11 protein-coding genes, 2 tRNA genes and 1 pseudogene are annotated in these 10,952 nt (G+C 66.6%); 10 read left to right on the forward strand and 4 right to left on the reverse strand.

Features of this window, described 5'->3' with window-relative positions:
• The first annotated feature begins 160 nt into the window (after nucleotides 1-160).
• From selA to AC1DVA_RS18495, 6 genes and pseudogenes are all read left to right on the forward strand, one after another.
• Nucleotides 161-1,567 carry an L-seryl-tRNA(Sec) selenium transferase gene (gene selA, locus AC1DVA_RS18470; protein ID WP_476806845.1) on the forward strand — a complete coding sequence of 469 codons (1,407 nt, stop codon included), beginning with the start codon at nucleotides 161-163 and terminating at the stop codon, nucleotides 1,565-1,567.
• Nucleotides 1,554-2,294: a tetratricopeptide repeat protein gene (locus AC1DVA_RS18475; RefSeq protein WP_442864930.1), complete on the forward strand. Its 741-nt coding sequence runs from the start codon at nucleotides 1,554-1,556 to the stop codon at nucleotides 2,292-2,294. The genes selA and AC1DVA_RS18475 overlap by 14 nt, the downstream gene beginning before the upstream one ends.
• 3 nt (nucleotides 2,295-2,297) lie before the next feature.
• Nucleotides 2,298-4,115 (forward strand): annotated as a pseudogene (selB, locus tag AC1DVA_RS18480) (selenocysteine-specific translation elongation factor); the annotation flags it as partial.
• Between the two features lie 105 nt (nucleotides 4,116-4,220).
• Nucleotides 4,221-4,316 (forward strand) — tRNA-Sec (locus tag AC1DVA_RS18485).
• A 15-nt stretch (nucleotides 4,317-4,331) separates the two neighbouring features.
• Nucleotides 4,332-4,799 carry a hypothetical protein gene (locus tag AC1DVA_RS18490; protein WP_476806846.1) on the forward strand — a complete coding sequence of 156 codons (468 nt, stop codon included), beginning with the start codon at nucleotides 4,332-4,334 and terminating at the stop codon, nucleotides 4,797-4,799.
• A complete protein-coding gene (locus AC1DVA_RS18495) occupies nucleotides 4,786-5,166 on the forward strand; it encodes a hypothetical protein (protein WP_265052664.1) in 381 nt (126 codons plus the stop codon). The genes AC1DVA_RS18490 and AC1DVA_RS18495 overlap by 14 nt, the downstream gene beginning before the upstream one ends.
• A 140-nt stretch (nucleotides 5,167-5,306) precedes the next feature.
• Here AC1DVA_RS18495 and selD read toward each other — a convergent pair whose 3' ends face one another.
• The 3 genes from selD to AC1DVA_RS18510 are packed head-to-tail and all read right to left on the reverse strand — an operon-like array spanning nucleotide 5,307 to nucleotide 8,049.
• Entirely contained in the window at nucleotides 5,307-6,383 is a 1,077-nt protein-coding gene (gene selD / locus AC1DVA_RS18500) for a selenide, water dikinase SelD (protein WP_476806847.1), read from the reverse strand.
• Between the two features lie 55 nt (nucleotides 6,384-6,438).
• Nucleotides 6,439-7,533, reverse strand: coding sequence for a transglutaminase-like domain-containing protein (locus AC1DVA_RS18505; protein ID WP_476806854.1), 1,095 nt, complete (start codon nucleotides 7,531-7,533; stop codon nucleotides 6,439-6,441).
• A 30-nt stretch (nucleotides 7,534-7,563) separates the two neighbouring features.
• Nucleotides 7,564-8,049, reverse strand: a complete 486-nt coding sequence (locus AC1DVA_RS18510) for a TlpA disulfide reductase family protein (RefSeq protein ID WP_476806848.1) — start codon at nucleotides 8,047-8,049, stop codon at nucleotides 7,564-7,566.
• 181 nt (nucleotides 8,050-8,230) lie between these two features.
• On the opposite strand from AC1DVA_RS18510, the gene AC1DVA_RS18515 reads away from it, so the two are divergent.
• The 4 genes from AC1DVA_RS18515 (at nucleotide 8,231) to AC1DVA_RS18530 (ending at nucleotide 10,742) form a co-directional block, all read left to right on the forward strand.
• Nucleotides 8,231-8,497, forward strand: a complete 267-nt coding sequence (locus tag AC1DVA_RS18515) for a hypothetical protein (RefSeq protein ID WP_265052661.1) — start codon at nucleotides 8,231-8,233, stop codon at nucleotides 8,495-8,497.
• Between the two features lie 166 nt (nucleotides 8,498-8,663).
• Nucleotides 8,664-8,996, forward strand: a complete 333-nt coding sequence (locus AC1DVA_RS18520; RefSeq protein ID WP_476806849.1) for a hypothetical protein — start codon at nucleotides 8,664-8,666, stop codon at nucleotides 8,994-8,996.
• Between the two features lie 154 nt (nucleotides 8,997-9,150).
• A tRNA-Phe gene (locus AC1DVA_RS18525) sits at nucleotides 9,151-9,226 on the forward strand.
• Between the two features lie 247 nt (nucleotides 9,227-9,473).
• Nucleotides 9,474-10,742 carry a hypothetical protein gene (locus AC1DVA_RS18530; RefSeq protein WP_476806850.1) on the forward strand — a complete coding sequence of 423 codons (1,269 nt, stop codon included), beginning with the start codon at nucleotides 9,474-9,476 and terminating at the stop codon, nucleotides 10,740-10,742.
• 1 nt (nucleotide 10,743) lies between these two features.
• Here the strand turns inward: AC1DVA_RS18530 and AC1DVA_RS18535 are convergent.
• Nucleotides 10,744-10,952, reverse strand: a 209-nt coding sequence (locus tag AC1DVA_RS18535) for an integrase core domain-containing protein (RefSeq protein WP_476806851.1), incomplete at its 5' end; no start/stop codon positions are given.

The following is a 10,952-nucleotide window of genomic DNA, read 5'->3' on the forward strand; positions in this document are numbered from 1 at the left end:
GTGGAACCACTGCCGTCATCCCGGACGGAGCAAAGCGGAGATCCGGGATCCATCGTCGGGCTCCGCAGCCCTTCGATGGATCCCGGGGCTAGCCCGGGATGACGGTCGTGTTTCATCGCAAGACGAGCAGAGTAATCAAGCGTCTCCCGGAGGGAGCCTGATGAACAAACCCGAACGTTTCCGCCCGCCATCTGTCGACACCGTGCTGCGCAGCGCCGGCGGCGAGCTCGCCATCGCAAACCATGGGCGGATGTACGCAACCGATGCCGTGCGGCAGGTGCTGGACCGGCTGCGTGCCGGTGGCCAGCCGATTGGGGGATCTGTCGAGCAGATCGGCCGCATGGCGCTGGACTTTCTGGAAGAGCGCGGTCGGCCCTCGCAACGCCCGGTCATCAACCTGACCGGCACGGTGCTGCACACCAATCTCGGCCGCGCGCTGCTGGCGGAGGAGGCGATCGAGGCTGTCGTCGCCGCGATGCGCGCGCCAACGAACCTCGAATACGAGATCGAGGCCGGACAGCGCGGCGAGCGCGACGCGCATGTGCGCGGTCTCATCCAGGAACTGACCGGCGCGGAGGACGCGATCCTCGTCAACAACAACGCCTCGGCCGTGCTGCTGGTGCTGAACACGCTCGCCCGCGAGCGCGAGGCCATCGTCTCGCGCGGCGAGCTGATCGAGATCGGCGGCGCCTTCCGCATGCCCGATATCATGGCCCGCGCGGGCGCCGTCCTGCGCGAGGTCGGCACGACCAACCGCACGCATCCCAGGGACTATGCCGAGGCCATCGGCCCGCAGACCGGGCTGCTGATGAAAGTCCACACCTCCAACTATGTGGTGCAGGGCTTCACGGCCGAAGTCGAGCCCGCCGAACTCGCCAAGCTCGCGCGCCAGCATGGCCTGCCCTTCGTCGACGATCTCGGTTCCGGCACGCTGATCGACCTGTCCCGCTGGGGCCTGCGCCGCGAGAAGACCGTGCAGGATGCGCTGAAGGGCGGCGCCGATCTCGTGACCTTCTCCGGCGACAAGCTGCTCGGCGGACCGCAGGCCGGCATCGTCGCCGGCCGCAAGGACCTCATCGCCAAACTGGCGAAGAACCCGCTGAAGCGGGCGCTGCGACTCGACAAGCTCCGGCTCGCGGCTCTGGAGGCGACGCTCAGGCTCTATCGCAATCCCGACAGGCTGGCGGAGCTGCTGCCGACGCTGAGACTGTTCACGCGAAAAGCTGCGGATCTGCGTGCGTTGGCGGAACGGCTGCAACCGCAGCTCGCGGGCGGGCTCGGCTCAGGCTGGGTTGTCGACATCATCGATTGCGCCAGCCAGATCGGCTCCGGCGCGCTGCCGCTGGAGACTTTACCCAGCGCCGGGTTCGCGATCCGTCCGGCCGGCAAGGCTGCAGGCTCCGCCGTCGAGAAACTGGCAGCCGGCTTTCGGGCCGTGCCGGTGCCGGTCATCGGCCGGATCGCGCAGGGCGCCCTCGTCTTCGACCTCCGCTGCCTGGAGGACGAGGCGCTGTTTGGCGCGCAGATCAGTGCCCTCAAGCTCGAGGGTGGCGATGGGCTGGCTTGACCGACTGCTCGGGAAGGCGCCGGCCGGCGGTGACAACGTCGCTGCCGCGATGGCGCGTGCCACCGAGGCGGTCGGGCGCGGCGACCATCGGGCCGCGCTCGCGATCTGGGGGCCGCTCGCGCATGCCGGCGTCGGGCGCGCGCAGAACAATATCGGAGCCTGCTTCGCCGAAGGGCTCGGCATCGAGCGCGATCCGGCGCTGGCCGTGCGCTGGCTGACGCTTGCGGCCGAGGGCGGCGACCCGGTCGGGCAGCGCAACCTGGCGGCCCTCCATTTCAAGGGCGAGGGCGTCGCGCAGAGCGATGACGAGGCCCTGCGGCTCTATCGCCTCGCCGCCGAGCAGGGCGACGCGCCGGCGCAGGACATGCTGTCCTGGATGTTGCTGGAAGGCGGCCAGATAGCCGATCGCGACGAAGCGCTGCGCTGGGCCAAGGCGGCGGCCGAAGCTGGCATCGCCACCAGCATGACCCGGCTCGGCATGATGCATCACGATGCGCTCGGCGTGGAGCGCGATCCAGGCCTCGCCGCGCATTGGTGGCAGCGCGGCATGGCGGCGGGCGATCCGGATTCCGAGGCAATGCTCGGCGCCGCGACCCTGCTCGGCCAGGGCGTGGCGCAGGATGCGGAACGCGCGCTCACCCTGCTGCTCTCGGCCGAGGGCAAGGGCAGCCTGCTCGCGGCGCCCTTCATCAAGGCCGCGCGCGCCGCCTCCCCGGCGGAGGCCTGAGCCATGATCATCGGCACGGCCGGCCATATCGACCATGGCAAGACCTCGCTGGTCAGGCGGCTGACCGGCGTCAACACCGACCGACTGAAGGAGGAGAAGGCACGCGGCATCAGCATCGCGCTCGGCTTCGCCTATTGGCCGCAAGCCGACGGGTCCGTCGTCGGCTTCATCGACGTGCCCGGCCATGAGAAGTTCGTGCATACGATGCTGGCGGGAGCCTCGGGCATCGACCTCCTGCTCCTCGTCGTCGCGGCCGATGACGGAGTGATGCCGCAGACGCGCGAGCATGTCGCCATCGCCCGGCTGCTCGGCATCGGACAGGCCGTCGTGGCGCTGACCAAAGCGGATCTGGCCGATGCGGAGAGGCTGGCCGAGGTCGAGGCGGAGATCGCTGGCCTGCTGGCCGATACGCCCTTTGCCGGGGCGCCGATCCTGCCCGTCTCGACGGTGGACGGGGCGGGCTTGCCGGAACTATCCGCGCTCCTTGCTGCCAATGCGCGCGAAATCCAGGCCCGGCGCAACGACGGCGCCTTCCGCCTCGCCGTCGACCGCTGCTTCACCTTGCAAGGCACCGGCACGGTCGTGACCGGCACGGTGCTCTCCGGCAACGTCGCGTCCGGCGACGGCGTCATCATCTCGCCGACCGGAATTCCCGCCCGGATACGCTCGATCCATGCCCAGAACCGCCCTGCCGAACGCGGCCAGGCCGGCGATCGCTGCGCGCTGAACCTCGCGGGACCGGGTATCACCAAGGATGCCATCCGGCATGGCGACATGGTCGTGGCGCCGCCTCTGCATATGCCGGCGATGCGGATAGACGCCGAGGTGACTGTCCTGGCGTCGGAGACGAAGCCGCTGACGATGTGGCAGCCTGTCCGCCTGCATCATGCCGCGACGGAGGTGGGCGCGCGCCTCGTGCTTCTCGGCGACGAGATCGCACCCGGTACGACCGCACTCGCCCAGCTCGTCCTTGACGATCCTCTGGCCGCGGCAGCACTCGATCGCTTCGTGCTGCGCGACACCAGCGCCCAGCGCACGATCGGGGGTGGGCGCTTCCTCGATCTGCGTGCGCCGGAGCGCCGGCGCCGCGCGCCCGAACGGGTTGCGCAATTGGCCGCGCTCTGCCTTGCCGATCCTACCGACGCGCTGAACGCGCTGCTGCGGGTGCCGCCTCATCATGCCGATTTCGACGGCTTCGTGCGCGACCGTGCGCTCGGCGCGGAGGCCGTGCATGAGCTGACCACGCGCCTCGGCCTCGTCAGGACCGGCGCATTGGCGATGCTGCCGGAGCATTGGCAGACGCTGGCGCAAGCCACCGTCGACCGGCTGGACGCCTGGCATGGCGAGCATCCCGACCTGCCGGGCATGGGGCTGGAGCGCCTGCGCCTCGCCGTCGCTCCGCGTCTGCCGGCGCCTCTCTTCCGAACCGTTCTGGCGCGGCTGGCAGAGGACGGCGCGGTCGTTGCCGCCGGCTCATGGATGCGCCGGCCCGGCCACGAGGTTCGGCTTTCGCCGGAGGACGAAGCGCTCTGGGCCCGGATCGCACCGCTGATCGACGGAGAGGAGCGTTTCCGGCCGCCGCGTGTGCGCGATATCGGCCAGACGCTGGGCCGCCATGAAGAGGATATCCGCCGGCTGTTCCGGCTCGCCGGGCGGCGCGGGGATGTCCACGAAGTCGCGCTCGACCATTTCTTCCTGCGCGCGACGCTCGCCGAGATGATCGGAATCGCGACCGGGCTTGCCGGCGACCATCCCGCCGGCTTCAATGCGGCGCAATTCCGCGACAAGCTCGACAACGGCCGAAAGGTCGCTATCCAGATTCTCGAATTCTTCGATCGCCATGGCCTCACCATCCGTCGCGGCGATCTCAGGCGCATCAACCGGCAAAGGCTCGACCTGTTCGGCCCGCAGCCGGCGATGCCCGATGGAGGAGAAGCGTCCCCGGTGGGGCGTCCGGACTTCAAATCCGGGAGGGGCCGTCAGACGGTCTCTGGTGGGTTCGACTCCCATTCTCTTCCGCCAGTTCACTGAGGCGGCATGACGGACGCGGACGCCCCTGCCCTCGACCTGATCGCGCGCTTCGAGCGTGYGGCGGAAGCGGCGCGGCACACCGAGGACGGCTATCGCAAGGAAGCTGCGACGCGGATCGCCGCGCTGGCGCATGACCGCAGCGGTGCCTTCCGGCGGCTCAATCTGGTCCGCGGCGCGGTCGCAGCCATCGCGGATGCCGAAGACCCCGAAAAAGCGGTAGCGCGCGCTCGCTTCATCGTAGCGCAATCGCTCGGCTGGGAGGAGATCGGCCCTCCACAGGAGCGCGTGCTGGACCGGCTTGTGCCCTTCCTCGAAGCCTTGCGGGCCGGGATGGCCGATGGGGATGCCCTACGCGCTGATGACGCAGAACATGCGCTGCGTAGCTTCGAGGACTGGTACCGCACCGAGACCGGCAGCGATTTCTACGCCCTGTTCGATCGCTACATGCCAGAGACGCCGCGTGTCGACTTCTAGAGGGCTCGGGACCGACTTCGACCGCTGGCTCTGGAAGCTCTTTCGCAAGGGGCCTTTCACCGCGCTGATCGTGCTGGTGAAGATCGCCGATCCGAAGGTCGAACCGCTGCGCTCGACCTTCGTCCACATCGTCGGCGACGAGATCGACTGGGGCGATATCGTCATGATGCTGCGGGGCGCGGGCGTGAACTGGGATGGCGCCGCCTTCTTCCCAACGCGCGACGACGATGGCGGGCTGGTGCCCGACGAGATCGCCCGCGCCCGGCTGCGCGAACTCGAGAGCGCCTTGCGCGAGGACCGGCTGGTCCTCAACAAGGGCGCCTTCTTCGATGTCTGGGGGCGGAACCTGGAGGTTCAGGAGGCTTGAGCAGTTCCCGCCAGCCTGAAGAATTGCGTCATGCTCGGGCTTGCCCCGAGCATCTCCGGACACGGAGGCTCCTCCGCCTCTTCCGGCAAGAGATTCTCGGGTCGCCGCGGAGCGGCGCCCGAGAATGACGGCGGGGCTTTTCAGACCACCACCACCCGACCCGGTCCTGCCTCGACCGAGCCGATGATCCGCGCCGCCGGATAGCCGGCGCTCTTGACCTGCGCCAGCAGATCCGACGCCCGCTCCGCCTTGCAGGAGACCAGCAGCCCGCCCGAGGTCTGCGGATCGGTCATTAGATGGCGTTGCCAGTCGGGCAGCCCGACCGGCAGCGCGACGCCCTCGCCATAGCTCGCCCAGTTGCGGTGGGAGGCTCCGGTAACCCGTCCTTCCTGCGCCAATCGCTCGGCCTGCGACAGGAACGGCAGATCGGCGAGATTCAGCTTCAGCGTCGCGCCCGAGCCGCGCCCCATCTCCAGCCCATGGCCGAGGATGCCGAAACCGGTGACGTCGGTGATGGCGTGGACGTCGTCGTCCTTCGCGAGTTCGGCACCGATGCGGTTGAGCAGCGTCACCGATGCCAGCATCTCGTCATAGGCGGCCGGAGAAAGCTGCTCCTTCTTGAACGCAGCCGAATAGATGCCGACGCCGAGCGCCTTGGTCAGGATCAGCGTATCGCCGGGCCTGGCTCCGCTGTTGCGGCGCAAATTCCGAGGCTTCACCAGCCCGATCACGGCGAGACCGTAGATCGGCTCGGGCGCGTCGATCGAATGGCCGCCGGCGACCGGGATGCCGGCCTCGGCGCAGATCGAGGCGCCACCCTTCAGGATTTCGCGGGTCGTCTCGATCGGAAGCTTGTCGAGCGGCATGCCGAGGATCGCCAGCGCCATGATCGGCTTGCCGCCCATGGCGTAGACGTCGGAGATCGCATTGGTCGCGGCGATGCGGCCGAAATCATGGGCATCGTCGACCATCGGCATGAAGAAGTCGGTGGTCGCGACGACGCAGGTATCGTCATCGATCTGCCAGACGGCGGCGTCGTCACCCGTCTCGGTGCCGACGAGCAGTTGCTTGTAGGGACCTGCGGCCGGATGCTCGGCCAGAAGCTGCTGCAGCACGGAAGGCGCCAGCTTGCAGCCACAGCCACCGCCATGCGCCAAGCTGGTCAGCCTCGGAGCGGCCGGCCGCACGGGCGCCTCGCGCTCGATCGTTTCACTCATCATCGGTCTCCGGGGCAAAGCCGGCCGGACACGGCGCGTGTCCGGCCGAGACGGTTCAGGCGGTGATCTCGGCCGCCTTGATCGTGTATTTGAAGGTGTCGGGATCAAGGCAATCGAGCAGGGCGCCCGCTACCTCCGCCTGCGGATACATCAGGAAGCCGACCTTGTGCTTCGAGCCCGGCAGTTCGAGGTCATGCGCCATGTTGTAGCCGAGCCAGTTGCCCTCCCAGGCGCCGAACAGGACGTCGCGCGCCGCCACCACCTTCGGATTGTCGATCGCGTTGTTGCCGGGCGGCTCCTCGAGCACGACCTTGCGGACATCGGCCGGATCGGTCGCGACCCAGCCATGGCCTTCGAGCCAGACCTCGGCGCGGCAATGCTGCGCCTTGGTGATCACCTCCGAGCCCGCGCCCAGGCTCTTGTAGCCGAACTGCGAGGGCGCGACGCGAATGCCGTAGATGTCCCGCGCCGGAATGCCGGCGGCGCGCACCAGCGCGACATAGAGCGCGTTCAGATCGGCGCATTTGCCGCCGAGATTGCCGGTGCGCAGCATCGAGGCGACATCGCCTGTGCCGCAACCGCGCGTCTTTGCGTCGCGGAACGTGTTCTCGACGACCCATTGGTAGATCGCGAGCGCCTTCTCAACATCGCTCGCCTTGCCAGCGCTCGCCTTGTCGGCAGTTTCCTTGACGATGCCGTCGGTCGGCATCAGCGCGGTCGCCTCCAGATAGAGCTTGCGATCCGCCGGGCTCAGCGCAGCCTTCTGGCCCGCAGCGAAGTCCTCCGCGCGATCACGCAGCGAGAAGCGGCTCCTGACCTCGACGGAGGGAGCTGCCTCACCTTCCTTGAAGACGACATGCAGCATCTGAGCGCCGTACTTCGGATCGCGCACAACCTCCGCAGAACCTGCATTGCTCTGCCAATCATTGCGGCCGGGCTTGATCCATTCGGCCTCTGCGACGGAGGGCAGCGGAATCCAGGCCTGCGTCTTCCCCTGCCCTGCGAGATCGAGCCGTGTCACCACCTCGAAATCGCGCCATTTGCCGGGCTTGGGGGCGAAGGGGACCGCCTGCGCGAAGCCCTCGCGCGGCAGCAGAAGCGCCGTCCCCGCGGCGGCACCGGTCCTGAGCATGTCGCGTCGGCTGATCATCATGGGCTCCCTCTCTTGTATCGTTGGTGGTCATTGCGTTTGGCTTCGCAGCGCCAAGGCCCCCAGCGCTGCCAGCACCTTCGGGCTGGTCCAGTCGAGCGGTTCGGCGGTCATCAGTGCGGGCCGCTGCTCGCGATCGAGCACGAAGCTCGTCGGCAACCCTTCCACTTGCCAGCGCTTCATCACTGCCCGGTCGCGGTCGAGCAGGATCGGGAAGCGCACGGGGCGGTCGCGGAAGAAGTTGCGCACACGCGCATCGACCTCGCCGACATTGACGGCGAGGATCGTCAACGGTCCATCGGCGCGGGCCGCCAGCGCATCGAGCGAGGCCATCTCCTCGATGCAGGGCGCGCACCATGTCGCGAAGAAATGGACGATGACCGGGCGGCCCCGAAAACCGGCGAGATCGCGCAGCGGACCGTCGAGCTGGTCGAGCGCAAGCAGCGGCGTGGCCTGCGCAGGCCACGCGGTGAGATTACCGGCGAGGAGGTCCGTGGCCGCCAGACATGTCGCCAAGACCGAGAGCGCTCCGGCAAGGAAGCGCCTTCGCTGGAGACCGCATCGGTGAGCGCCCCGACACGCGGGAGCTGCGACGGCAAGCACACGCCATCCTTTCCCGCGCTGGCGATGGCGTCAACCGGTTCTTTGGCAGGGTGCATGGGCCTTGCAGCGCCGTTCAAGCGCGTGGAGATGTGGTTTGGAAACCGAAATCCGGCTGCTTTCGCGTGCCCCTTGCCGGCAGTTCGAAGCAGGGTCATTGTTCGCCATGATGAAGTTCCTGCTCATCATCGGAATCGCCGTGAGCTGCGGCCTGGCGATCTGGCTGGCACTGGAGGGAAACGCCGTCATGGCGCTCCCGCTGGTCATCGTCGTGGCTGCCCTGATCCGAACGCTCGTTCGCCTCATCAACGGCAAGCATTTCCGGCCAGCAGAGACGCCGATAGCGCAGGATTCCGAGGATTGACGGACGGCGGCCGGAACGGCTTCCGGTCCCACGAGGCGTTTCCGGCAATCTCGATATCTCTCGTAGAGAACTGGCTAACCAAACGTCAGGCTTCGCGCTGATCCCCGCTGTATTCGATGCTATTTTCGATCTGGCCGACATAACGATCTCCTCAACGGGGGGCACCATGGCTGAGCGGGTGAAGGAGCTGCTGGCGCGCGACGTCGAGACCCTGCGCGCGGATTTGCTCAAGGCGGGAGTTCTCACCGCGAAGGCCCTGCAGGAAAGCGCCGAGAGCCATGTGGCGCATCTGAATGCGGTCTTGCGCGAAACGCAGGCCCTGCAGGACGCATCGTTCTCGGTGGTGAATCGGGTCATCGCCTTCGCCAAACTCCTGTACGCCCAGGCTGCGATCATCGAATCGGAGCAGGCCCGGCGCGACGCACTGGCGGCGGTCGATGGCCTGGYGGCGGTGATCGACCATGCCGAATGGCGGGAAGAGAGCTGGCTCCCGGCTTGAGCGTGCCGCTGTCCCGTCCTTCCAGCACAATCCGACCGGTTTCCGCTCCGTCCGAACACGGACTGTAGAAAGCCGGCTGAAGTGACTGGACAGCCCTGACGACAGCCTCTATATCGCCCCAACCAACACGGACGGCGCTTCGCGCTCCCGGGGCGCCCAGGTAGCTCAGTTGGTAGAGCATGCGACTGAAAATCGCAGTGTCGGTGGTTCGATTCCGCCCCTGGGCACCATTTGTTCTCTTTTGAGCCTTAAGGCCTTGAGAACACTGGAATTTCCTCTCTCGCCACAAGTGATCTGCTGCCCAACGGTGTTGATGGGCGGTGTAGAATGGTCTTGAGAATCCCTCGACCAACAAGGCGGTCAGACAGTGGCTTTCATCAATTTTGCGCTCACGTTCCCTGCGACCTCCAAGAGCGCCTGAGAGGCCACAAGACGACCCTCACTCTCCCTGCTGCTTCCTCAGGGCAGGAGATGACCGTGCGGGCCACCTTCGGGCGTGTCGTGAGATTCTCCCTGAGGACGCATGATCGCTCGCTAGCCGCTGCCCGCAATAGCGCTGCCGTGGGTCAGCTTGCGGTGCTTTACGCGTGCATCCGCAATGGGACTGTGAAGCCTGAGGAGGCGTATGGCGGCCTCGCGCTGCCTTGGCTAGCCAAGAGACCGGAAAGCGCTCAGGGGAGCGGAGCCTCACCCCAGCAGCGGCCCTCCAAGAGTGGCCTATCCACTTTCCCTGCACCGCCGACTGAAAAGGCTTCGCTCACAAGCATCTGCCAAGACTGGTGGGAGGAAGCCAAGGCGGCCGGAAGAAAGCCCAGCACTCACGAGAGCTACAAGAACACCACCAGCAGCCTTGCTGCATTCCTAGGCCATGATGATGCTTCGCGGGTGACACCTGACGATATCGTGGACTTCAAGGATTACCGCCTATCGTCCGYCAATCCCCGTACTGGGAAACCCATCTCGGCAAAGACCGTGAAGGATAGCGACCTATCGGGCCTCAAGACCCTCTTTGGATGGGCAGTGAGCAACCGGCGCATGACCAGCAATCCCGCTCAGGGGATCACCATCAAGCTCGGCAAGCGCAAGATCACCCGATCCAAAGGCTTCACGGATGATGAGGCCGATGCGCTTCTCAAGGCCGCTGACGCGCTCATACGGGGCAATGAACAGCCCAAGACCTTCGATGCGAAACGGTGGATTCCGTGGCTCTGCGCTTACACAGGAGCCCGCGTTGGTGAGCTGTGTCAGCTTCGCAAGCAAGACGTGAAGCGGATAGGCAGCCACTGGGTGCTTCATATCAGTCCCGAGGCAGGCACGGTGAAAACCGATGAGGCCCGCGACGTTGTGATCCACGAGCATCTTGTGGCCAAGGGCTTCCCGCAGTTAGTGGAGGGCTGCAAAGCAGGCCACCTGTTCCTCACGCCAGCCCAAGAAACTGGGGACGTGCTAGGGCCGCTACAGGGCCTCAAGAACCGCCTCGCTGAGGAAGCCCGTGAAACCGTCAAGGATACCAGGGTGATGCCAAATCATGGCTGGCGGCACCGATTCAAGACCGTGGCTCGCTCGGTCGGCATGGATGGCCGCGTGGTAGATGCGATCCAAGGGCATGCTCCTAGGACCGCTGGTGATGATTACGGGGATGTGACCGTGACCGCTATGGCGCTCGCTATCGCGAAGTTCCCAAGGCAACTCAGAGATCAAGAAGGGGTGAAAGTGGCCTGCCCCCATCAGGTGGCCCGGTTCTAATCTAATGCATGGTGGGCTTGTCGGCCACGGTTGAGATGGCCGGCGAAGCGGGTTGGGTTTTCGTAGGCGGCCAGACCACAGCGACCGGTGCTGGCGGCTTGTAGCCGAGCGAGGAGTGCGGGCGCCGGGTATTGTAGTGCTGACGCCAGCCCTCGATGACGATCCGAGCCTCGGCGAGGCTGTAGAACAGCTCGCCGCTCAGGAGTTCGT

Source organism: Allobosea sp. P4_C6, from assembly GCF_056402015.1.